The 22,287-nt window shown below is 76.3% G+C and carries 23 protein-coding genes and 1 pseudogene; 12 read left to right on the forward strand and 12 right to left on the reverse strand.

Translation table 11 applies throughout. The features are described 5' to 3' along the window. Positions 1–47 precede the first annotated feature (47 nt). Positions 48–785 (reverse strand): oxidoreductase, encoded by a 738-nt coding sequence (locus PHK61_RS25195; RefSeq protein WP_274283774.1) that lies wholly within the window; start codon positions 783–785, stop codon positions 48–50. A 191-nt stretch (positions 786–976) separates the two neighbouring features. Here PHK61_RS25195 and PHK61_RS25200 point away from each other — a divergent pair, with 191 nt between their 5' ends. The 4 genes from PHK61_RS25200 to PHK61_RS25215 all read left to right on the forward strand — a co-directional run bounded on the left by PHK61_RS25200 (position 977) and on the right by PHK61_RS25215 (position 3,700). Then, on the forward strand, positions 977–1,636 hold the full coding sequence (locus PHK61_RS25200) for an acetate uptake transporter (RefSeq protein ID WP_274283775.1): 660 nt from the start codon (positions 977–979) through the stop codon (positions 1,634–1,636). 17 nt (positions 1,637–1,653) lie between these two features. After that, positions 1,654–2,109 (forward strand): alternative ribosome rescue aminoacyl-tRNA hydrolase ArfB, encoded by a 456-nt coding sequence (gene arfB / locus PHK61_RS25205; RefSeq protein ID WP_274283776.1) that lies wholly within the window; start codon positions 1,654–1,656, stop codon positions 2,107–2,109. Between the two features lie 179 nt (positions 2,110–2,288). Then, entirely contained in the window at positions 2,289–2,768 is a 480-nt protein-coding gene (locus tag PHK61_RS25210; RefSeq protein WP_274283777.1) for a phage holin family protein, read from the forward strand. A 14-nt stretch (positions 2,769–2,782) separates the two neighbouring features. Continuing rightward, positions 2,783–3,700, forward strand: a complete 918-nt coding sequence (locus PHK61_RS25215) for an alpha/beta fold hydrolase (RefSeq protein WP_274283778.1) — start codon at positions 2,783–2,785, stop codon at positions 3,698–3,700. 88 nt (positions 3,701–3,788) lie between these two features. Here the strand turns inward: PHK61_RS25215 and PHK61_RS25220 are convergent, their stop codons facing one another. The 4 genes from PHK61_RS25220 to nth are packed head-to-tail and all read right to left on the reverse strand — an operon-like array spanning position 3,789 to position 7,121. After that, positions 3,789–4,985 (reverse strand): MarP family serine protease, encoded by a 1,197-nt coding sequence (locus tag PHK61_RS25220; RefSeq protein ID WP_274283779.1) that lies wholly within the window; start codon positions 4,983–4,985, stop codon positions 3,789–3,791. Next, a complete protein-coding gene (locus PHK61_RS25225; protein WP_274283780.1) occupies positions 4,982–5,728 on the reverse strand; it encodes an NUDIX hydrolase in 747 nt (248 codons plus the stop codon). Before PHK61_RS25225 ends, PHK61_RS25220 begins: the two co-directional genes overlap by 4 nt. Then, positions 5,725–6,372 (reverse strand): TlpA family protein disulfide reductase, encoded by a 648-nt coding sequence (locus PHK61_RS25230; protein WP_274283781.1) that lies wholly within the window; start codon positions 6,370–6,372, stop codon positions 5,725–5,727. Before PHK61_RS25230 ends, PHK61_RS25225 begins: the two co-directional genes overlap by 4 nt. Beyond that, positions 6,369–7,121, reverse strand: coding sequence for an endonuclease III (gene nth, locus PHK61_RS25235; RefSeq protein ID WP_274283782.1), 753 nt, complete (start codon positions 7,119–7,121; stop codon positions 6,369–6,371). The genes PHK61_RS25230 and nth overlap by 4 nt, the downstream gene beginning before the upstream one ends. A 159-nt stretch (positions 7,122–7,280) precedes the next feature. Between nth and PHK61_RS25240 the strand changes: the two genes are divergently transcribed. The 4 genes from PHK61_RS25240 to PHK61_RS25255 all read left to right on the forward strand — a co-directional run bounded on the left by PHK61_RS25240 (position 7,281) and on the right by PHK61_RS25255 (position 10,028). Then, the gene (locus PHK61_RS25240) at positions 7,281–7,529 is read left to right on the forward strand and encodes a hypothetical protein (RefSeq protein WP_274283783.1); all 249 of its coding nucleotides are present in this window, start codon (positions 7,281–7,283) and stop codon (positions 7,527–7,529) included. 247 nt (positions 7,530–7,776) lie between these two features. Continuing rightward, positions 7,777–8,451, forward strand: coding sequence for a Crp/Fnr family transcriptional regulator (locus tag PHK61_RS25245; RefSeq protein WP_116708603.1), 675 nt, complete (start codon positions 7,777–7,779; stop codon positions 8,449–8,451). A gap of 44 nt (positions 8,452–8,495) precedes the next feature. Next, positions 8,496–9,212: a helix-turn-helix domain-containing protein gene (locus tag PHK61_RS25250; protein ID WP_274283784.1), complete on the forward strand. Its 717-nt coding sequence runs from the start codon at positions 8,496–8,498 to the stop codon at positions 9,210–9,212. A gap of 9 nt (positions 9,213–9,221) precedes the next feature. Further along, on the forward strand, positions 9,222–10,028 hold the full coding sequence (locus tag PHK61_RS25255) for an alpha/beta fold hydrolase (RefSeq protein WP_274283785.1): 807 nt from the start codon (positions 9,222–9,224) through the stop codon (positions 10,026–10,028). A gap of 10 nt (positions 10,029–10,038) precedes the next feature. Here PHK61_RS25255 and PHK61_RS25260 read toward each other — a convergent pair whose 3' ends face one another. From PHK61_RS25260 to PHK61_RS25285, 6 genes are all read right to left on the reverse strand, one after another. Further along, a complete protein-coding gene (locus tag PHK61_RS25260) occupies positions 10,039–10,857 on the reverse strand; it encodes an MBL fold metallo-hydrolase (RefSeq protein ID WP_274283786.1) in 819 nt (272 codons plus the stop codon). Then, positions 10,854–11,669, reverse strand: a complete 816-nt coding sequence (locus PHK61_RS25265; protein ID WP_274283787.1) for an NUDIX hydrolase — start codon at positions 11,667–11,669, stop codon at positions 10,854–10,856. Before PHK61_RS25265 ends, PHK61_RS25260 begins: the two co-directional genes overlap by 4 nt. Before the next feature lie 78 nt (positions 11,670–11,747). Continuing rightward, complete coding sequence (locus tag PHK61_RS25270) at positions 11,748–14,429, reverse strand: hypothetical protein (protein WP_274283788.1); 2,682 nt, start codon at positions 14,427–14,429, stop codon at positions 11,748–11,750. Beyond that, on the reverse strand, positions 14,422–15,114 hold the full coding sequence (locus tag PHK61_RS25275) for a hypothetical protein (protein ID WP_274283789.1): 693 nt from the start codon (positions 15,112–15,114) through the stop codon (positions 14,422–14,424). Before PHK61_RS25275 ends, PHK61_RS25270 begins: the two co-directional genes overlap by 8 nt. Before the next feature lie 74 nt (positions 15,115–15,188). Next, the gene (locus PHK61_RS25280) at positions 15,189–15,686 is read right to left on the reverse strand and encodes a RidA family protein (protein WP_274283790.1); all 498 of its coding nucleotides are present in this window, start codon (positions 15,684–15,686) and stop codon (positions 15,189–15,191) included. Then, positions 15,683–15,850 (reverse strand): Sp36 family protein, encoded by a 168-nt coding sequence (locus tag PHK61_RS25285; RefSeq protein WP_274283791.1) that lies wholly within the window; start codon positions 15,848–15,850, stop codon positions 15,683–15,685. Before PHK61_RS25285 ends, PHK61_RS25280 begins: the two co-directional genes overlap by 4 nt. Before the next feature lie 94 nt (positions 15,851–15,944). On the opposite strand from PHK61_RS25285, the gene bagA reads away from it, so the two are divergent. Together bagA and bagB are read left to right on the forward strand one after the other, a co-directional pair. After that, on the forward strand, positions 15,945–16,961 hold the full coding sequence (gene bagA, locus PHK61_RS25290) for an ATPase BagA (RefSeq protein WP_274283792.1): 1,017 nt from the start codon (positions 15,945–15,947) through the stop codon (positions 16,959–16,961). Beyond that, on the forward strand, positions 16,961–18,211 hold the full coding sequence (gene bagB / locus PHK61_RS25295) for an ATPase BagB (protein ID WP_274283793.1): 1,251 nt from the start codon (positions 16,961–16,963) through the stop codon (positions 18,209–18,211). The genes bagA and bagB overlap by 1 nt, the downstream gene beginning before the upstream one ends. 149 nt (positions 18,212–18,360) lie before the next feature. On the opposite strand, the pseudogene PHK61_RS25300 reads toward bagB, so the two are convergent. Next, positions 18,361–18,636: pseudogene (locus PHK61_RS25300) on the reverse strand (WhiB family transcriptional regulator); the annotation flags it as partial. Positions 18,637–18,917: 281 nt separating this feature from the next. Here PHK61_RS25300 and PHK61_RS25305 point away from each other — a divergent pair. Further along, complete coding sequence (locus PHK61_RS25305; protein ID WP_274283794.1) at positions 18,918–21,290, forward strand: penicillin-binding protein; 2,373 nt, start codon at positions 18,918–18,920, stop codon at positions 21,288–21,290. Then, positions 21,287–22,273, forward strand: a complete 987-nt coding sequence (locus PHK61_RS25310) for a metallophosphoesterase (protein WP_274283795.1) — start codon at positions 21,287–21,289, stop codon at positions 22,271–22,273. The genes PHK61_RS25305 and PHK61_RS25310 overlap by 4 nt, the downstream gene beginning before the upstream one ends. Positions 22,274–22,287 lie beyond the last annotated feature (14 nt).

Raw genomic sequence — 22,287 nt, forward strand, 5'->3', positions numbered from 1 at the left:
GCCGCGACCTGCGGCCGGACGCCCCAACCGGGGCGGCCGTCCGGTGCCTACGCGGCCGCCGCGTCCGCGATGCCGAGCCCCTCGCGGGCCCCGACCTGCCAGGCCCGGGCGCAGTGGGCGAACCAGCGCGCGAGCCCGTCCGGCTCGCCGGTGGCGAAGGCCGCCACCGAGGCGCGGTACTCGTCGGCGGCGCGGTAGTGCCCGACCTCGGGGACGGCGAGGCCCTTGGGGTCGAGGCCCGTCGCGACGGCGGTGAGCCGGGCCGCGGCGCGTGCGACGACACCGGTCGCGGTCGGGAACGGCGCGAGGGCGAGCAGCTCGCCGTGCACGACGGCGACGAGGACGGGCGCGGGCACCGACGTCCCGCCCGTGACGAGCCCGGCGAGGGCGTCGAGGCGCTCGCCGACACCGGCGTCGAGGCGGGGCCGGCCGAGGTCGTCGTCGGTCACCCCCGGCAGGTCGGCGGCGGCGAGCACGTGCAGCCGCGCGAGCGCCTGCCGCGGGGCCGAGCGCCACGCCGACAGCAGCCCCCCGAGGGCCTCCGCGACGCGCAGGGAGCCGGCGAGCACAGGGTCGTCGACCGGTCCGTCGGCCGGCAGCTCGGCGGAGCCGCCGTCGAGGCTCGCCGACGCCCGGGCCGCCCGGACCGAGGCCTCGGCCGCGGTGGCGGGCCAGCCGCGGCGGTTCGCGCGGTGGTTGTGCACCGTCGTCAGCGCCTCGCGGACGGCGGCGGCGTCGTCGGCGACGCCGGGCAGGCGGGTCAGGGGCTCCAGCGGGTCGGCCACGACGGACCATGGTTGCAGGACGGACCCGACGGCCCACGTCACAGCTCATCCCGTACGTCCGAACGGCCGTCCTGGCAACCGCCGAACGGACCTGTATCGGTCCGGTCAATCGCTTCGGATTATCCCGATCGCGAATGCGGGCAGCCCCGGGCCCACGTGACCCGCAGCACAGCCGACGGAGTGGAGCCCCCATGTCCAGCACGACCGAGATGCGCGACGAGCGCACCACGAGGACGACGCCGGAACGCGCTCCCGCACCCGCAGACCCGACCCAGAGCATCGCCGACCCCGGACCCCTCGGCCTGGCCGCCTTCGCGCTGACCACCTTCGTGCTCAGCCTCTTCAACGCCGGGCTGGCCCCCGAGTCCCTGGAGCCCGCCGTCCTGCCGCTGGCCCTGTTCTACGGCGGGATCGCACAGTTCGTCGCCGGGTTGTGGGAGTTCCGCAAGGCGAACACGTTCGGCGCCACCGCGTTCTGCTCCTACGGCGCCTTCTGGCTCGCCTTCGCCGCCTACGTCCAGGTCATCGAGCCGGAGATGCAGGCCAAGGGCGTCCCCGAGGCCGGGATCACCACCGCCACCGGCCTCTTCCTCGTCGGCTGGGCCATCTTCACGCTCTACATGCTGATCGCGTCGCTGCGCACCACGGGCGCGCTGGTCGGCGTGTTCGCCACGCTGTTCCTGACGTTCGCGCTGCTCGCCGTCGGCGACCTCACCGGCGCCGACGCGATCGCCACCGTGGGCGGCTTCGTGGGCCTGCTGTCCGCGCTGATCGCCTGGTACGCCTCCGCCGCCGTGGTCACCAACGCCACGTGGGGCCGCACGGTGCTGCCGGTGGGCCCGCGCAGCTGAGCGGGCATCCTGCCGGTGTGCCGCCGGCGGAACCCTCGAGCACCGACGTCGCGGGTGATCTCCGGATCACCCGCGACGTCGTGTTTCCCGCGGCCTCGCTGCAGTGGCGCTTCTCCCGCGCGGGCGGACCCGGCGGGCAGGGCGTCAACACCACCGACTCGCGCGTGGAGCTCTCGGTCGACCTGCGGGAGGCACCGCTGCGCGACGCCGACCGCGACCGGCTGCTCGCGCGTCTCGCCGGCCGTCTCCACGACGGCGTCCTGACCGTCGTCGCCGCCGACGACCGCTCCCAGCGCCGCAACCGGCGCTCCGCCCGCGATCGTCTCGCCGCCCTGGTCCGCGACGCGCTGGCCCCCGACCCGCCCGACCGCCGCCCCACCGGGCCGTCCCGCGCGGCGCGCCGCCGCCGCCTCGAGAGCAAGCGCCGACAGGGCGCGGTGAAGGCGCTGCGCCGGCGCCCGACCGGCGAGTAGCCCCGTTCGGGGTAATCGGCGGAGTACGCACCGGCGCCGAGGGGAAGACCGGGGCCGAGCGTGATCAGCGGACGGCACCCCGTGTGGCGCGGAGTACCGCCGGTGACGTGGCACGATGACCGTCCTCAGCACCCGCTCGACGATCCGACCCGAGCGACCGAACACCGCCAGGAGCGCCCGTGACCCGCCCCGAGCAGCCGGCCAGCGGCTCGTCCACGCCGCCGATCGTGCCGTCGATCCCCCTCCACGCCGAGCCCGTGCGCCAGGACGGCGACGCCTCCGTCGGGTCGCTCGTCAAGGAGGTCACGACCCACGTCTCGACCCTCGTCCGGGCCGAGGTCGAGCTGGCGAAGACCGAGATCACCGCCGAGGTCAAGAAGGGGGTGCAGGGCAGCGTCTTCTTCGTCGTCGCGGGTGTCGTCGCGCTGTTCAGCCTCTTCTTCCTGTTCATCGCGGTGTCCGAGGCCTTCAACCTCATCTGGCCGACCCAGCAGTGGGCCGGCTACGCGGTGACGTTCGGGCTCATGATCCTGTTCGCCGGCCTCATGGGGCTGCTCGGCTACCTCAAGGTCCGCCGGATCAAGGCGCCGGAGCGGACCATCGAGACCGCCAAGGAGTCGGTCGCCGTGTTCAGTCGCGGCCGCTCCGACGCCGCCTGAGCACCGTTCCCGGCGTGACCGCGGGGTCCGCCGTCGACATCCCCGGCCCCTGGAGCCACCGGACGGTCTCGGCCAACGGCATCCAGCTGCACGTCGCCGAGGCCGGCCCGGAGTCCGGGCCGCTGGTGCTGCTGCTGCACGGGTTCCCGGGCTTCTGGTGGGCCTGGCGCCACCAGCTGCCCGCGCTCGCCGCGGCGGGGTTCCGGGTCGCCGCCGCCGACCTGCGCGGCTACGGCGACTCCGACCGGCCGCCCCGCGGCTACGACCTGTGGACGCTCGCCGGTGACGCCGCCGGCCTCGTCCGGTCGCTCGGGTCGCGGGAGGCGAGCGTGGTCGGCCACGGGTGGGGCGGGGCCGTCGCGTGGACGCTCGCCACGCTGCGCCCGGGGATCGTGTCCCGCCTGGGCGTCGTCGCCGCGCCGCACCCGCGCGCGCTGCGGGCCGCGGCCCGCCGGCGTCCCTGGGGTCCCGCGCTGCGCACCCTGGTGTCGCTGCAGCCGCCGCGGGTGCCCGAGCGGCGGGTGCGCGCGGACGGGGGCGCGTGGGTCGCCGAGCTGCTGCGCACCGGCTCCGGGCCCGACTGGGCCGCCGCGCCGGAGTTCGCCGAGGTCGCCGCCCACCACCGCGCCGCGATGCTCCTGCCCCGCGTGTCGCACACCGCGCTCGAGGGCTTCCGCTGGAGCGTGCGCTCGCAGTTCCGGCCCGACGGGGCCCGCTACGCCGCCGCGATGGACCGTCGCGTCACCGTGCCCGTGCTGCAGATCCACGGCGGCGCCGACCCGTGGGTGCCCGACCGGGTCGCCCGTGCCTCGGCCCGGTGGTGCGACGCGGGGCACGAGCACCGGACCCTCGACGGCGTCGGGCACTTCCCGCACCAGGAGGCGCCCCAGCACGTCACCGACGCGTTGCTGGACTTCCTCGACACCCCCTGATCGGCGTGTCGCGCCGGCGAGGATGTGGCGATCCTGGCGTCACATGCCAGCGATGGCGCATCGCTCGCACACCGGTGTGCGACTCCCGCTACGCCGCGCAGGAACCGGTGCTGACGCGGCCGGTCGCGTTCGGGGCGGCGTCGAGGGCCGGGCGGACCTGGTCGGCGGTGAGGACGAAGCCGGTGTCGCCCTGGTCGACCGCGGCACCGAAGACGACGCCGATCACGCGGCCCTGGGGGTCGACGAGCGGGCCGCCGGAGTTCCCGGACCGCACCTGACCGCGGATCGTGTAGACGTCGCGGGTGACGGTCTCGCTCTCGTAGATGTTCGGGCCGCGCAGCTGGATCCGCTGGCGGACCTTCGCCGGCGACGACGAGAACGGGCCGTCGAGCGGGTAGCCGAGCGCCACCGCGTTGTCGCCGGTCTCGGCGCTCGCGAAGTCGAACTCCAGCGGGTCGGCGTCCAGGCCCGGCACCGCGAGCACGGCGACGTCGACCTCGTCGTCGTAGTAGACGACCCGCGCCGAGCGGGTGCGGGCGTCGCCGTCGGAGGTCGGGACCTCCACCGACACCTCGTCGGTGCCCGCGACGACGTGCGCGTTGGTCATCACCCGGTCCTCGCCGATGACGAACCCGGTGCCCTCGAGGGCGCGCTGGCACGACGGCGCGCGGCCGCGGACCTTGAGCACGCTGGAGCGGGCCTGCTGCACCACGGGGTCCTCGACGAGCGCCTGCTCCGGAGGCGGCACGTCGGCGATCGGGGTCGACGAGAACGGGCTCAGGACGTCCGGGAAGCCCGACGCGTCGAACAGCGCGCGCAGCTCGTTGGGCAGCTGGCGCAGCGGGGTCGGCATGACCGCGTCGACGCCGGCGAGCACCCGCGAGTCGCGCAGCGAGGACGCGAGCGCGGTCTCCGACGAGCCCGCCAGGGGCAGCGCGATCAGCCAGGCGACGATCAGTGCGGTGAGCGCCTGCAGGATCGAGCCGAAGAACGAGTCGACGGTGCGGACGGCGGGCAGGCGCATGCGGTCGCGCAGCGCCCGCCCCAGGTAGACCCCGAGGGTCTCGCCCAGCGCGACGAGCGCGACCACGAGCAGCACGCTCACGACGATCTTCGATGTGGTGCCCTCGAAGGTGTCGACGATCGCGGGCGCGATCTTCAGGCCCAGCAGCGCGCCGCCGAGCACACCGAGGAAGCTCAGGGCGGCCACGGCAAGACCGTGGCGCCAGCCCGAGATGCCCGCGGCGATCGCGAGCAGCACGACGACGACGTCGACCCAGCTCACCGGATCGGCCCTCCTTCGGCCGTGTCCGGCCCGGTCGGTGCGGGGTGCGCGGTGCTCGCCGAGCTCAGGTCGTGCCGCTGCGCCCACACCTCGTCGAGGTCACGCACGTCGGAACCGTCCCAGGGTCTCGCCCACCCGCCCAGGGTGAGCATCCAGTCCACGAGGCCGGCCGTGAAGCCCCAGACGAGCAATCCTCCTGCGGCGAACGCAGGACCGGTGTATCCCGAGGGCCCCGTGACACGGAAGCGCGTGCCCGGGTCGGCCAGCGTCGCGATGGGCACGCGCACCACCGCGGCGGTCTCGCCGGGGTCGACGACCTGCACCGGGGACGGGCGCGCCCAGTGGGCGAGCACGGGCGTCACGGCGAAGCCGGTGACCGGGATGGTCAGCGGTGGGATCGTCAGCAGCGGGACGACGCCGGCCGGGTCGAGGCCGGTCTCCTCCTGCGCCTCGCGTAGCGACGCGCCCACCGGCCCGGTGTCCTCGGGGTCGATCGCCCCGCCGGGGAACGCCGCCTGGCCCGCGTGGGCGCGCATCTCCGCGGCCCGCTCGGTGAGCAGCAGCTCGGGGCCGCGGCCGTCGTCGGCGAAGAGCATGAGGACCGCGGCGCGGCGCCCGTTCGGCGCGGTGCCGAGGAGGCGACGGCGGAACGGGACATCGTCGGGACCGAGCCGGCGGCACGCCTCGACCAGCGGCGCGAGCCAGTCCGGCGCGGCGTCGGGGCGGACGTCCTCGGGAGTCATCGGGCCGCCCCCCGCGCCGCGTCGACGGCCGCGCGCACCTGCTCGGGCGTGCGCAGCACCTGCGGCGGGATGTCGACGACGCTGCCGTCGGCGCGCACGAGCACGCTCGCGGGCAGGATCGGCGGCGCGCCCACCCGCGGCCCGACGACCTGGCCGGGGTCGCTGACCGAGGGGTAGCGCGCGCCCAGGCTCTCGAGCAGTCCGAGCGCGGTGCTCGCGCGGTCCGCGGCGTCGACGCCGAGCACGGCGACCGCACCGGGCTGCGCGGCGTACGCCTGCAGCGCCGGGATCTCCTCGCGGCACGGCGCGCACCAGGACGCCCAGAGGTTGACCAGCGTGTCGCGCCCGCCGAGCGCGGCGCCGAGGTCGACCGGCCCCGGCGCCCCCAGGCACTCCAGCGTCACGCCCGCGAGCGCGCCGACCGGCGCCGCGCCGGGCACCGGGGTCGGGCACGGCGCGAGCTCGGCGGCGGCGCGGGCGTCGGCGAGCGCGCCCGGCTCGTCGGGGCCCACGTCCGGGGCGGGCTGCAGGACCGACGCGGAGTCCGCCGCGGGCGGCGCCGACTCCCGCGGCCACAGCGCGATGACCCCGACGACGACCAGCACCACGACGACGAGCGTGGCCCGGATCTCCGAGCGGGTCACCGCTCGAGGCCGACGAGGGCGAGGAGGTGGTCGGCGTCCGGGCCCTTGACGAGCTTCGCGGCCTTGACCGGGTCGAGCTCGCCGGTCTGCGACGACGGGCAGTCGCGCCGGATCGAGCAGGCGCCGCACGCCGGCTTCTTGGCGTGGCAGACACGGCGGCCGTGGAAGATCAGCCGGTGGGAGAGCATCGTCCAGTCCTTGCGCGGGATCAGCTCGCCCACCTCCTTCTCCACCTGCACCGGGTCCTCCGACGTCGTCCACGCGAACCGGCGCGCGAGGCGTCCGAAGTGCGTGTCGACGGTGATACCCGGGATGCCGAACGCGTTGCCGAGCACGACGTTCGCGGTCTTGCGCCCGACGCCGGGCAGGGTGACGAGGTCCTCCAGGCGGGCGGGCACGACGCCGTCGAAGCGCTCGACCAGCGCCGCGCCCAGCTTCGTCACCGACTCCGCCTTGGCGCGGAAGAAGCCGGTCGGGCGCAGGATCTCCTCGAGCTCCTCGCGGTCGGCGCCCGCGAACGCGGCGGCGTCCGGGTAGCGGGCGAACAGCCCCGGCGTCACGCGGTTGACCGTCACGTCGGTGGTCTGGGCCGACAGGACGGTGGCGACCAGCAGCTCGAGCGGCGAGGTGAAGTCCAGCTCGCAGTGCGCGTCGGGGTGCGCGACCGCCAGCTCACGGTCGATCCGCCGGGCCCTCCGCACGAGGGCGAGTCGGCTCTCGTCCCCGACGGCGCGGGCTGCCCTGCTCACCCACCCAGGGTAGGACGCGACCCGACGGCGCTCGGCCGGTGCCCGGCCCTCCCGGGATCCGGCGCGGGGTCGGACGCGCTGGTCGGGACGGTCGCGCGACACGCCCGACGGGGCCCCGGTGCGTGACGCCGCAGGTCGGTGCGGGACGATGCGCAGACCATGACCGCCTGGTTCGCCATCCTCATCCCTCTGCTGGTGATGGTCTTCGCGCTCGGCATGGAGCGCCTCGAGACCCGCCTGCGGTCGGGCACCGTGCGCGAGGACGAGGTCGAGGACTTCCTCGAGCGCGCCCGGCCCGACGAGGTCAAGGCCCTGTTCCGTCAGGGCATCGGCGGCGCGCTCCAGCTCTTCCGGCTGCGGAACCTCGGTAAGCGCGGGGGTCCGCGGCGAACCCGGGACCGAGCCTGACGCTCACTCACGGCAGCGACGCGACGGGATCTCGGGGCTATGATGGTCCGATCGGGCGAACGCCGGGCCCCGGCCCGGGGGATCAGCCCCGAGGCGGTGGGTCCCGGCGAACGCCGTGGCGAGATCATGGGGACGGACGTGACTATGCTGCGGCGGCGAACGTGACTGGTGACACAGAGGTGCGGACGCGGGCCGAGGGGCCCGGGGCCCGCGCGCGGTCGGAATGAGAGTGGGCGAGGAGCGCACGGTGGACGAGGTACTGGCGCGGGCCGGGATCTTCCAGGGGGTCGACCCTGCCGCGATCGAGGTGCTCACCGAGTCCCTCGAGCGCGTGGAGTTCCCCCGCGGGACGGTCATCTTCAACGAGGGTGAGCCCGGCGACCGGCTCTACATCGTGTCGACCGGCAAGGTGAAGATCGGCCGCCGGTCCCCGGACGGTCGCGAGAACCTGCTGTCGATCTTCGGCCCGTCGGACATGTTCGGCGAGCTCTCGATCTTCGACCCGGGGCCGCGCACCTCGACGGCGACGACCGTCACCGACGTGCGCGCCTACACGATGGACCGCAACGCGCTGCGCGAGTGGATCGCGCAGCGCCCCGAGATCGCCGAGCAGCTCCTGCGCGTCGTCGCCCGCCGGCTGCGCCGCACGAACAACCTGCTCGCCGACCTCATCTTCACCGACGTGCCCGGCCGCGTCGCGAAGGCGCTGCTCCAGCTCGCGCAGCGCTTCGGCTCGCAGGAGGCCGGCCTGCTGCGCGTCACGCACGACCTCACGCAGGAGGAGATCGCCCAGCTCGTCGGCGCGTCCCGCGAGACCGTGAACAAGGCGCTCGCCGACTTCGCCGCCCGCGGCTGGCTGCGCCTCGAGGGCAAGAGCGTCCTCATCCTCGAGCCGGACCGCCTGGCCCGGCGGGCCCGCTAGGCAGAACAGGCGGAACGGGTCGCGCCGCCCACTACCGTCGGGGCATGACCCGGATGCTCGACCTGCAGGTCCGGGCGTCGGACTCGCCGTACCTCGACCTCGTGTGGCGCAGCGTCGCGGCGGGCGGTCCGATGGCCTCGGTCGCGGGCGCGCACCAGGAGATCGTCGTCTGGGGCGGGCCGGGGGCCGTGGAGGTCGAGGTCCGCGGGCCGGAGACCCGCCCGGCCACCCTCGACGTCCCGGCCGGGCTCACCGCCGTCGGGATCGTCCTCGCGCACGGCACCTCGATGCCGCACCTCCCGGCGCCGGCGCTGGTCGACGCGACCGTCCCGTGCCCGAGCACCGCGCCCCGCCGGTTCGTGCTGCGCGGCGAGGAGTGGGCCGCGCCGGCGTTCGACGACGCCGAGCTGCTCGTCGAGCGCCTGGTCCGCGCCGGCGTCCTGCGGCGCGACCCGCTCGTCGACGACGTCCTGCGCGGCGGGAGCACCCCGATCACCGCGCGGTCGCGCGAGCGGCGCATCCGGGCCGCGACCGGGCTCAACCACCGCGCCATCGCGCAGATCGAGCGGGCCCGCGCGGCCGCAGTGCTGCTCAGCGAGGGCCGCACCCCGCTCGAGGTCGTCGGGCTGCTGGACTACCACGACCACCCGCACCTGGCCCACGCGATGGTCCGCTTCGTCGGCCGCAGCGCCTCGGGGCTGCGGGCGCGCGACGTCGACGTGTCGCTCGCGTACAAGGCCGACGCCCCGGCCCGCTCCTAGCTTCTCGGCATGCCGACCTTCACCGCCCCGGACGGGGCCCACCTGGCCTACACCGACGTCGGGACCGGTCCCGCGGTCCTGCTGCTCCACGGCTGGTCGCTCGACGCCTCCATGTGGGAGTACCAGGTCTCGGCGCTCGTCGAGGCCGGGTACCGCTGCGTGACGCCCGACCGCCGCGGCCACGGACGGTCCGAGGTGACCGGCTCCGGGTACGACCTCGACACCCTGGCCGGCGACGTCGACGCCCTCGCCGCGCACCTCGACCTGCGCGAGGTCACGCTCGTCGCCCACAGCATGGGGACCTGCGAGGCCGTCCGCTGGCTCGCCCGCGGCACCGACCGCGTCGCCCGCGCGGTGCTCGTCGGCGCGATGACGCCCCACCTGGTCGGGGTCGTCGGGCCGGAGTTCGTCGCGTCGCTCGTCGCCGACCTGCGCGCGGACCGCCCGGCGTGGTTCGCCGACGGGGCGCCCGCGTACTTCGCGACCCGCGGCACCGGGGCGTGGGTGTCGCAGGCGCTGGTCGACGACGGGGTCCGCACGATCCTGCGGACCCCGCTCGAGGTGCAGATCGCCTGCCTGCGGACCTTCGCCGGCACCGACCTCACCGAGGACCTCACGCGGGTCGAGGTGCCGACCCTGGTCGTGCACGGGGACGCGGACGCGTCCGCCCCGTTCGAGATCACCGGCAGGCCGACCGCGGAGCTCCTCCCGAAGGCCCGCCTGCGCCTGTACCCCGGCGGCCCGCACGGCCTCTACGTCACCGCCAAGGAGGCGGTCACCGCCGACCTCCTCGACTTCATCGCCACCGGCGCCTGAGCGGCTTGCGCTAGGAGTCGACCCGGCCCAGGTGCGCGAGCTGCGCGGCCACCGACTGGTCGGCCGCCGGCCACAGCGACCGGTCGACGTCGGCGTAGACGATCTCGACGACCTGGCGCGGCGACGGCGCCGGTCCGAGCTCGCGCAGCGCCGCGCGCACCTGGTCGAGGCGCTCCTCGCGGTGGCGGAGGTAGTACCGCGCCGTGTCGCCGGCGTCGGGGAGGTCCGGGCCGTGCCCTGGCAGCAGCGTGGTGCCGGGCGGCAGCTCCGCGAGGCCGCGCAGGGAGGCGAGGTAGTCGGTCAGCGCGCCGTCGTAGTCCCCGAGCACGGTGGTGCCGCGCCCGAGGACCGTGTCGCCGGTGAGCACGCTGCCGTCGTCGTCGACGACCAGGCACAGCGAGTCGTCGGTGTGGCCCGGCGTCACCAGCACGCGCAGGTCGAGTCCGGCGACGGCGAGGCGCTCCCCCGCGCCGAGCCCCTCCGCGCCCAGGCTCAGCTCCGGGTCGAGGGCCCGGACCGGCGCGCCCACACGCTCGGCGAACGTGCGGGCCGCCTCGGTGTGGTCGAGGTGGCGGTGGGTCAGCACCACGAGCTCGACGGGCCCGCACGCGGCGAGGCGGTCGAGGTGGACCGTGTCCTCGGGACCCGGGTCGACCACCACGCACCCCGGCTGGCCCGGCGCGCGCAGGATCCAGGTGTTGGTGCCGTCGAGGGTCATCGGCGACGGGTTGTCGGCGAGCACCACCGACGCGGCCTCCGTCACCGGGCGCAGCTGCTCGTAGGCCGGGTGCGGCGCCGTGTCGGGTCCGGGGACGAGGCGCCCGCTCACCGGGCCGCTCCGATCGCGTGCGCCGGCACCGCGATCCCGACCCGCTCACCGGCGGGCCGCAGGCTCGGGGTCACCGGTCGCGGGCGCCGGTCGGCCGCCGCGGCCAGCAGGGACGCGACGTCCGGCGCCGCAGCCAGCTCGGTCAGGACGGCCCACGTCGGCGGCATCAGCGCCCGGTCCTTCTCGTCCCACTCCCGCAGCGCGCGGGTCGGCGCGCACCACCCGGCCCCGACCGCCTCGCTCGTCGCGCCGTCGGGCTCCTGGCCCTCCGGGACGGCGGCGACGAAGAAGGCGGTGTCGTAGCGCCGCGGCATCGGCTCCGGGGTGAGCCAGCGCGCCCAGGGCCGCAGCCGGTCGGCGGCGAGGTGCCCCACGACGTCGCGCATCCCGATCTCCCGGGCCGCGAGGCGCTCGCGGGTGCCCGGCGCCGGCAGGGCGTCGTCGGCGAGCAGGACCCCGGTCTCCTCGTAGGTCTCGCGGGCCGCGCACGCGAGCAGCGCCGCCGCGTCCTCGGGGCCGGTCCCCCAGCTCGCCGCGGCCTCCGCCGCCGTGCCCGCGTCGACCAGCCCGTCGGCGAGCGCGGTGCGGTCGCCGGCGTCGAGGCCGCCGCCCGGGAACACCGACATGCCCGCCGCGAACGCCATCCCGTCCGCGCGCTGGAGCAGGAACACCTCGAGTCCGCCGGCGCCGTCGCGGGCGAGGATGACCGAGGTCGCCGCCCGCAGCTCGCCCGGCGGGCGCGTGCCGAGCTTCTCGAACGCGGGACGGTCCATCCCGAACCGCGGGGGGAGGTCGACGAGATCGGTGGTCACCCGCCGCACCCTAGGCGCGGGAACGGCACGACAGCGCGGTGGAGGAGCGATGGGCGTCTCCTCGCCGCCGGGGACGATCTAGGCGTCGCGCGGGGGTCCGTCCTCGTCGTCGTGGTCTGCTCGACGCGGCAGGCCGTGACCGTTGACGGGACCGTGCCCGTTCGTGCCGGCACCGTTGGTTCCGGCGACCCCGGGGGGCGGGCCCTGCCACGGACCGGAGCGGCCCGGCCCCGGCGGCGGGCCGTTCGGGCGGGGACGTGGCGCGGTGGCGTCCTCGGACCCGGGTGGCGCGGCGGGCGGGCGCCCGAGCAGCGGGTCCGGGCTCTCGGGGGCCAGGCGCTCCCGGGAGGCCAGCTCCTCGTGCAGGCGCGCGAGGAGCTCGCGCTCGCGATCGGAGAGCTGCACGTCGAACGAGTCCGGGTCCGACGAGGCCGGCGGCCGGGGTGCCGACGCCTCGGGGGGCTCGGGGTGCTCGGGGGGTCGGGGGGCCGCCGGCTGCTCGGGGCGCGTGACCGGGCCCGTGGCGGCCTCGCCGGAGCGGTCGTGGCCGTCGGCGCCGGGGCCGTGCCGGTGGCCGTTCGTGGGCGCCGCCGGGGCCGTCAGGTCGGCCGGCACCTCGAGCTCGCCGGTCTCGTGGCGGCTGTGCCGGGCGCGCCGGACCCGCCCGTTCGCGGCGGGGGCGTCGTGCGGAGCGGGCCCGGCGTGGGCGGCGTCGGGCGCCGGGGCGACGGCGGGCATGTCGCCGGTGGCCGCGTCGGGGTCGACCGGCGCAGCGTCCCGCGGCGACGCGGGGCGCTCCTGGGCGGTGGTGACGGGCTCGTCCTCGGCGGGACCGAAGGTCGGGCCGACCGGGCCGTCGCTCCACCTCGAGATCGGGTGCTGGTCGGAGAGGATCTCGTCGGGCGGCGGCACGCGCCAGAGCGCCGCGATGCGCTCGGCGGTGTCCTCGGGGTCGAGGTCGACCGGCGCGGGCTCGGGGGGTGCGGGCGCCGCGGGTGTCGCCAGGGTCTCGGCCGGCTCGGCCAGATGCTCGGGCTCCGCGGCGTCGACCGTCCCGGGCCGCTCCTCCGGCGGGGCGGTGCGCTCGAGCGGGTCGCGACCGGCGGCGGCGACCGTGCGGTACTCCTCCTCGACGGGCTCGACGGACTCGGCCAGCTCGGTGAGCTCGGCCGGGGCGGTGAGCTCGGCCGGGCCGGTCACCGCGTCGTCGGGCTCGCCCGCGGGGGCGGTCGGGGTCGCCACCCCGAACGGCGGCACCTCCTCGCCGGCCGGAGCCCCGAACGGCGGGACCTCCTCGGCGCCGCGGCGCCACGTGGGCGCGGGGTCCGGGCGGCGGGGGCGCAGCGGGCTCGCCGACCCGCCGGTGGCGAACGCCGACGACGCGGGGGCGGCCGGGCGGGTCGAGGGGCCCGAGGGGCGCACGAGCGTCGTCTCGCCGGACGGCGGGCCGGTCTCGAGCGGGCGGGCGGCCCGCACGGCCGCGCGGTGGTAGGCGGGGAGCTCGGCGCCGGCCGCGAACACCTCGACCGACACCGCCCCGTGCCCCCGCGCAGCGTGGGCCACGTGGTGGGCGACGTGCTCGCAGTCGTCGGCCGAGCGGGTCTCGACGAGCACCACCCGGTGCGGCACCGGGCCGGGCGCGGTGCCGGCCGGCGTGGTGCGCCAGCACTGGTGCACCCGCTGCACGCCGGGCAGGCGGGCGGCGGCCCGCGCGACGGCCTCGCCCGCCCCGCCCGCCGCGGCGGCGCCGGACGGCGGGTCGGCGGTGAAGCGGTGCTCGTCGCGCCGGTCGGCCTCGGGGTCGCGGGGCAGGGCGTCGACCAGCTCGGGGTCGACCCGCGAGGCGGCGAACCAGCGCCCCAGGACGGCGTGCTCGCGCGCGGTGACGCCCGCACCGGCGGCCAGCAGGCAGCCGCCGAGCAGCTCCGCGGCCGCGGCCTCGTCCTCGACGGCGACGAGCTCGCGCACCGAGGTCAGCGCGTCGTCGTCGATCCGCCCGGCCAGCGACAGCAGCACCTCGTGGCGCCCGCCCGGCTCGGACGGGCCGCCGCCGGGCCGCGGGTCGTGCCCGCCGCGGGCCCCCGGGGGACCGCCGGGGCGCCCGGGCGGGCCGGTCCGGTCGTCGCGCGCCTCGGCGTCGACGGGTCCGGACCCGAGCCACGGCTCGAGGCCCTCGTCGGACGGGTCCTCGGACGCGACGGGTGGCTCGGGCGCGTCCTCGGCCGGCTCGGCGGCGCCGTCCGGGACCTCGGGCTCGTCCGGGGCCTCGGGCTCGTCGGGCTCGTCGGGCTCCTCCGGCGCCGGCGCGGCTGCGATCGGCTCGTCGTCGGGCGCCTGGTCCTCCCGCGCCGCGCGCTCGAGCGCGGCGAGGGCCTGCTCGGCCAGCAGCCGCTGCGACTTCGGCGCCTCGGGCACGGCGGCTGGATCGGGCGCGGGATCGGCTTCGCCGCCCCCGGGCTCGTCGACCGGGCCCGCGAGCTCCGGCGCCACCGCCGCGGCGCGCTGGCGGCGACGCTCGGCGACGCGGCGCCAGGCGGCGAGCGCGACCGGGTCGCGGTCGGGGCGCTCGGCCCCGGCCCGCTCGTCGCGGACCGACCAGGGCGGGAGGTTGGCGAGGTCGCCCCGGCCGCCGGCGAGACCGTCGAGCTCGCCGAGCTCCCCGATCTCGCCGAAGCCGAAGCGGCCGATCCGCGGCGGGTCCTCGGCGCGCCGGCGCTCGAGCTCCGGGCGGTCCTCGCCGGTCATGTCGCGCTCAGCCATGGCCCACCAGCTCCCCGGCCTGCGCGCCGAGCCCGGCGCGGGTGGGCGAGGGCACGCGGCCCTCGCTGGAGCGCCACAGCACCTCGGACGCCGCGAGGGCCGCCCGGTGGTACGGCGCGGCGGCGGCCGTCGGACCGAGCACCTCGACGCACGGGTCGGCCTCGCCGCGGGCCCGCAGCGCGCGCTGCACGGCGCCGGCGAGGGCGGCGTGGTCGGCGCCGGCGTCCGCGGCCACCAGCACGATCCGCACCGGCCCCGGGGAGCCGGCGCGCCAGGTCCGGCGGATCGCGGTGACCCCGGCGGTCACCGGGGCGAGGGCGCGCAGCACCAGGTCGGTGTCGTCCCAGCCGGGCCCGGCGCCGGGCTCGGTGAACGTCGCGACCGGTTCGGGGGCGGCGTCGACGTGCAGCACCGCGTCGACCAGCCGCGCCGGCCCGCCCCAGGCGAGCACCGCGGCGCGCAGGCGCGCCCGCTCGTCCTCGGTGACGCCGACCCGGTGGCGCAGGAGCGCGCGGGGCAGCGCGGTGCGCAGCGCGACGTGCGCGCCGCAGGACAGCCAGTCGCGGAGGCGCCAGAGCAGGCGGTCCGGCAGCCGCCCGGCCATGGCCAGCAGGACGTCGTGACACGCCCGCTCGGCCTCGTTGGACGACGCGGTCCAGGATCCGGTCCCGGTCCTCGATTCCACGCTCTGCGCTCCGATCCGCCCGCGGCGTCTCTCCCGCCGGCCCGCCCGGGGTACCGGGCGGGTCCGTCACCAGCTCACGTGAGGTCGACGACGACCTCAACCTCGACCGGGGCGTTCAGCGGCAGCGCCGCGACTCCGATCGCCGAGCGGGCGTGCTCACCCGCCGAGCCGAAGACCGCACCCAGGAGCTCCGAGGCACCGTTGACCACACCGGGCTGACCGCCGAACCCCGGCGCGGAGGCCACGAAGCCGACGACCTTGACCACCGACGCGACCGCGTCGAGCCCGACCAGGGCGTCGATCGCGGCCAGGGCGTTCAGCGTGGCGATGCGGGCGTAGGCGGCCGCGTCGTCGGGGTCGACCTCCGCGCCGACGAGCCCGGTGGCCGGGAGCTCGCCGCCGACGAGCGGCAGCTGGCCCGACGTCCACACCTGGCCGCCCGTGCGCCGCGCCGGCACGTAGACGCCCTTGGGCGTCGCGACGGGCGGGAGCTCCAGCCCCAGCGACCGGAGCCGCTCGTGCGGCCCGGTGCTCGGGTCGAGCTCCGCTCCGCGGCGACTCCCGTCACTCACGATCGCGGCTTCTTGAGGTACGCGACGTGCTGCTCACCGGTGGGACCGGGGAGCACGGTGACCAGCTCCCAGCCGTCCTCACCCCACTGGTCGAGGATCTGCTTGGTGGCGTGCGTCAGCAACGGCACCGTCGCGTACTCCCACTTCACGACCTCGGCACTCATGCGGCGAGGGTAGAGAAGCCCCCCGACCCCGCTGTGACCCGGACCCCGTGCGCACCGCCCGCGGGGCCCGCCGACCGGGCCTAGGGTGGACGGCGTGACCGATCAGCACTGGCCCGCCGCCCTCGCCGAGGCCCGGCTGCACGTGGTGAGCGGCAAGGGCGGCACGGGCAAGACGACGCTGGCCGCGGCCCTGGCCCTGGCGCTCGCCGCCGGGGGCCGCCGGACCCTGCTCGTCGAGGTCGAGGGCCGGCAGGGCATCGCCCAGGTCTTCGACACCCCGCCCCTGCCCTACGCGGAGCAGCGGATCGCGGTGGCCCCCGACGGCGGCGAGGTCCGCGGGCTGTCGGTGGACGCCGAGGCCGCCCTGCTCGAGTACCTCGAGATGTTCTACAACCTCGGGCTCGCGGGGCGGACCCTGCGGCGGATGGGCGCGATCGAGTTCGCGACCACGCTCGCACCGGGCCTGCGCGACGTCCTGCTCACCGGCAAGGTCAAGGAGTGCGTCGGGCGCACCGTCGGCGAGGACCGCCGCGGCGGCCGGCGGGTCCCGCTCTACGACGCGGTCGTGCTCGACGCTCCGCCGACCGGGCGCGTCGTGAAGTTCCTCGACGTCACCAAGGCGATGGGCTCGCTGGCGCGCACCGGCCCGATCCACTCCCAGAGCGAGGGCGTGGTCGAGCTGCTGCACTCCTCGCGCACCGCGGTCCACCTGGTCACCCAGCTCGAGGACCTCCCCGTGCAGGAGACCCTCGACACGGTCGCGGAGATCCGCGAGGCCGGGCTGCCGATGGGCGCGATCCTGGTCAACCGCGTCCGGCCGTCGCGCCTGCCGGCCACCGCGCTCACCGGGGCCGCCACCGGCGCGGGCCTCGGCGCCGGGCTGCGCTCCGGGCTGGAGGCCGCGGGGCTGTTCCTCAAGGACGAGGAGGTGGACGGGCTGGTCAGCGAGACCGTCGAGCACGCCGAGCGGGTCCAGGTCGAGGCCGCCGTGCGGTCCGGGCTGGACGCCGCCGGACTGCCGCAGCTCGAGCTGCCCGAGCTCACCGAGGGCGTCGACCTGGGCGGGATCTACGAGCTCGCCGAGCTGCTGCGCGAGCAGGGGGTGCGCTGATGGCGGACACGACACGCCCCGACACCGCACGCTCCGACACCACACGCTCCGACACCACACGCTCGGGCAGGCCGCGCCACCTCGACCTCGACGGGCTGCTCGCCGACCGCGCCACCCGGGTGCTGGTGTGCTGCGGCTCGGGCGGCGTCGGCAAGACGACCACCGCGGCCTCGCTCGCGCTGCGGGCCGCCGAGCAGGGCCGGCGGGTCGTCGTGCTGACGATCGACCCGGCGCGCCGGCTCGCGCAGTCGCTCGGGCTCGAGGAGCTCGACAACGAGCCGCGCACCGTGCCGGGCGCGCTGCCGCCGGGAGCGGGCGACGGCGAGCTGCAGGCGATGATGCTGGACATGCGGCGGACCTTCGACGAGATGGTCTCCGGGCACACCACGCCCGACCGCGCGCAGGCGATCTTCGACAACCCCTTCTACCAGACCATCTCCACGTCGTTCTCCGGGACGCAGGAGTACATGGCGATGGAGAAGCTGGGCCAGCTCACCGCCACCGGCGACTGGGACCTCGTCGTGGTCGACACCCCGCCGTCGCGCTCGGCGCTGGACTTCCTCGACGCCCCGCAGCGGCTCTCGTCGTTCCTCGACGGGCGCATGATCCGGCTGCTCTCGGCCCCCGCCCGCGCCGGCGGCTACGCGTTCCGCAAGATCGTCGGCTCGACGTTCAACCTGTTCGCCAAGGCCGTGTCGACGATCCTCGGCGGGCAGATGCTGGCCGACGCCTCGGCGTTCGTGCAGGCCTTCGACACGCTCTTCGGCGGCTTCCAGGAGCGGGCGAACAAGACCTACCAGCTGCTGCGCGCCCCGGGCACCCAGTTCGTCGTGGTGGCCTCGCCCGAGCCCGACGCGCTGCGTGAGGCCAGCTACTTCGTCGAGCGGCTCTCGGACGAGCACATGCCGCTCGCCGGCCTGGTGCTCAACCGCACCCACCCGGTGCACGCCACGCTCTCGGGCGCCCGGGCCCGCGAGGCCGCCGAGACGCTCGAGGCCGCGCAGGACGATCGGGTCGGGCTCCCCTATCGGCGTGGTCCCCAGGATGCTTCGCCTCCCGGCGCCGAGCTGGCGGCCGCCGTGCTGCGCCTGCACGCCGACCGCGTCGAGACCGCGGAGCGCGAGCGCCGCGTGCTCGGCCGCTTCACCCGCGCGCACCCCACGGTGCCGATCGTCGACGTGCCCGCGATGGCCACCGACGTGCACGACCTCGAGGGCCTGCGCGAGATCGGGCGCCGCCTGGCGTCCTGAGGTCAGCCCGCGTGCCGGCGCCCGCCGTCGTGCGCGGTCGGCGCCTCGGCCGGTGCGGTGGCCCCGGTGCCCCCGACGGCCGGGCGGGCCGCCCGGCGATCGCGCGCCGCGGGGACCTGCGGGTTCGCGGGCGGGCTCGCGGCCGCCGCGCGGCGCGCCGACTCGAGCAGCGCCGCCCACGAGATGACGTCGGGGCGCCGCTTGAGCAGCGCACGCCGCTCGCGCTCGGTCATGCCGCCCCACACCCCGAAGCGGATGCGGTTGTCCAGCGCGTGGGCCAGGCACTCGGTGCGCACCGGGCAGGCCCGGCACACCTCGCGGACGTCGCGCTGCTGCGCGCCCTGCACGAACAGGGTGTCCGGATCCTCGTCACGGCAGCGCGCGGAGTGCCGCCAGTCGATCGAGGTCGCGGCGCCGGCCGGCATCGACTCACCTGTCACGTCGTGTCCCCACCCTCTGTTCCCCGTGCGGGCCCCTCATCCGTGGACACACCTCCCCGCAGGTGGGTCCCCGTGCGCGCTCCGGATCGGTCCCCGGGCGCGGCCAGCCCGTCGTTGGGGTCTGACGCACTCTAGGAGCGCCCGGTTCCCCCCACAACGAAATCGGAAGGATCCGTCACGATCCGTGCGCGGGGGGTCGCGCCGCCCCGCGCGCCACGGCGCCGCACCGACAGATCCCCGACGACGCACCGCGTACCCTCGTCGCCGTGGCGAGGGGCGGACGGAACATCGGTGCGACGGCCCGGCCGATCACGAAACTCCTGGCGGTCTGCCTGGTGGCCGGCGTGATCGTGGCCGGGATGTCCTTCCCCTTCGTCGGCGGCGTGGGGCTGCTCTCGAACGACGCGAGCGACACGGTCAACGCGACGTCCTCGGACCTCGCGGCGGGCCAGCTGCCCGGTGTCACGACCGTCACGGACAACCAGGGCGCCCCGGTCGCCTACCTCTACGAGCAGAACCGCACACCGGTCTCGTTGCAGCAGATGTCGCCCGCCATGCGCGGCGCGATCGTCGCCATCGAGGACCGCCGGTTCTACGAGCACGACGGCGTCGACTGGACCGGCACGCTGCGCGCCCTGGTGACCAACCAGACCGCCGGCTCCACCCAGCAGGGCGCCTCGACGCTGACGCAGCAGTACATCAAGAACTACCAGCTCTACGTCACCGCGCAGACCGAGTCCGAGCGGCTGCAGGCCACCGAGCCGACGTACGCCCGCAAGCTGCGCGAGGTCCGCGTCGCCCTGCAGCTCGAGCGCGAACTCGCCTCGGGGCGCACCAAGCGCGACGCCAAGGACGAGGTCCTCGAGCGCTACCTGAACATCGTCTTCCTGGGCAACAACTCCTACGGCGTGGCCGCCGCCGCGCGGACCTACTTCAACACCACACCCGACCGCCTCACGATCCCGCAGTCGGCGATGCTCGCCGGGATGGTGCAGTCGACGACCCAGTTCGACCCGACGCGCCACCCGCAGGCCGCGACCGGCCGGCGCAACGAGGTCATCAACCAGATGCTGGGCCAGGGCATGATCACCCAGCAGCAGGCGCAGGAGGCGGCCGCCGCGCCCCTGGGGATCGTCGAGCCGCTGGCCACGCCGCCCAACGGGTGCATCGGCGCCGGGAACGCGGCGTTCTTCTGCAAGTACGTCGTCGACTACCTGGGCGAGTCGGGCATCTCGTCCGAGCAGATCAACCGGGGCGGTTACACCATCCGCACCACGCTCGACCGCAACGCCATGAACGTCATGCAGCAGGCGCTGAACGACGAGGTCCCCGCCCGTCAGCGCAACGTCGCCGACGTCATGGCCACGGTGCAACCGGGCCGCGACAAGCACCGTGTCGTCGCGATGGGCGCCAACCGCGTCTTCGGCGTGGACGGCGACGCCCTGGAGACCAGCTACGGGCTGCCCTGGGAGCCGGTCAACCTCGGCGCCGGGTCGACCTACAAGATCTTCACCGCGGCCGCCGCCCTCGAGGAGGGGCTCGGTATCAACTACCAGATGCCGATCCCGCCCGACGGCTACGCGTCGCCGATCTACCGTGACGGCAGCGGCCGACCGTTCCCGGTGCGCAACGCCGAGGAGGGGCTCGCCCCGTTCCTGAGCATGACCGACGCGCTGGCGCAGTCGCCGAACACCGGGTTCGTCAAGCTCATGGAGACCACCGGCGTGCCCCCGGTGGTGGACATGGCGGTCAAGCTCGGCCTGCGATCGCTCGCCGATCCCGGACCGAACGGGGAGTCGATCGCCGACACCGCCCGCGAGCAGAACCAGGGCTCGTTCACCCTCGGCGTCACGCCGACCAGCACGCTCGAGCTCGCCAACGTGGGCGCCACGCTGGGCTCCAGCGGCATGTGGTGCCCGCCGAGCCCCATCGAGTCGGTCACCGACACGAGCGGCGCGCCCGTGCCGGTCGCCGAGCAGCCCTGCGAGCAGGTGGTCGACCCCGCCCTGGCCGACACCCTGATGACCGGGCTGAGCAAGGACGACCAGCCCGGCGGCACGGCGGCCGCCGCGGCCTCCGCCAACGGCTGGGCCCGGCCCCTGTCGGGCAAGACCGGGACCACGCAGAACAACCGCTCCGCGGCGTTCCTCGGCTTCAACACGCAGTACGCGGGCGCGGTCATCACGTTCGACGACTCCTCGTCGCCCCGGACGCTGTGCGACGGCGGCGGCGACAGCCCGCCGTTCCCCTGCGGCGACGGCAACCTCTTCGGCGGGACCACCCCGGCCCGGACGTGGTTCAAGGCCATGAACCCGCTGTTCGCACCGCTGCCCGTCGCGCCGCTGCCCCCGACGAGCCCGCGCTATCTGCAGGGCGGCTCGAACGAGCAGGTCCCCGAGGTCGTCGGCGACCAGGCCGACGACGCCACCGAGGAGCTGCAGGACGCCGGGTTCCGGGTCCAGCAGCAGGCCGTCGGCAACCGCGCGCCCGCGGGCACCGTCGTCGGCCAGAACCCGCGCGGCTCGGTGCTGCCCGACCAGGTCGTCACCATCCAGGTCTCCAACGGGACGGTGCCGGCGGCCCCGTCGCCGCCGAGCGGGCCACCCCTGGCCGGCGCGGTGAACGGGGCCGGCGGATGAGTGGGCTGCTGCGCCGCACCGTGCGGGTCGGTGCGGGCGTGACCGCCGCCGGCGCGCTCGGCCTCGGCTACGCGGTCGGGATCGAGCGGCAGTGGTTCACGCTGCGCCGGACCCGGCTCGAGGTGCTCGACCCCGTGACGGCCGCCGGGCGCACCCTGCGCGTCCTGCACCTCTCGGACCTGCACCTGCGGCCCGGCCAGCGCCTCGAGCAGCGCTTCGTCGAGGGCCTCGCGGCGCTCGAGCCGGACCTCGTGGTCGACACCGGCGACAACCTCTCCCACACGCGCGCCGTCCCCGCGGTGCTGCGGGCGCTGGGCGGGCTGCTCGACCGGCCCGGCCTCGTCGTCTGGGGCAGCAACGACTATCACGGGCCGAAGCCGAAGAACCCGAGCCACTACCTGTTCCGCCCGCAGCACCGCGTCCTCGGCCCCGAGCTGCCGTGGCGCGACCTGCGCGCGGCGATGCTCGAGCACGGCTGGCAGGACGCCACCCACGCCCGGCACACACTGATCGTGAACGGCGTACGGATCGCCGCTGCCGGCGTCGACGACCCCCACATCGGCCGCGACGACTACGACCGCATCGCCGGCCCCGCCGACGAGCCGTGCGACCTGCGCCTCGGCCTGACGCACTCGCCGGAGCCGCGGGTGCTCGACGCGTTCGCCGCGGACGGCTACGACCTGGTGCTCGCGGGCCACACCCACGGCGGCCAGCTGCGGGTGCCCGGGTACGGCGCGATCGTCACCAACTGCGGGCTCGACCGCTCCCGGGCGCGGGGCGCCTCCCGCTGGGGCGAGCACATGCGCCTGCACGTCTCGGCCGGTCTGGGCACCTCGCCGTACGCGCCGGCCCGCTTCTCGTGCCGCCCCGAGGCGACGCTGCTCGAGCTCGTGCCGCGCGCGTCGGGTCCCGGCGCGGCGGTCGCGTCCCCGGCCGCGCGCGAGGGGCATCCCCCGTCGGCCCGCTCGGGGGCGGACAGGTAGAGTCTCGACTGCGC

The sequence above is a fragment of the Actinomycetospora lutea genome (assembly GCF_028737205.1).
Taxonomy (GTDB): domain Bacteria; phylum Actinomycetota; class Actinomycetes; order Mycobacteriales; family Pseudonocardiaceae; genus Actinomycetospora; species Actinomycetospora lutea.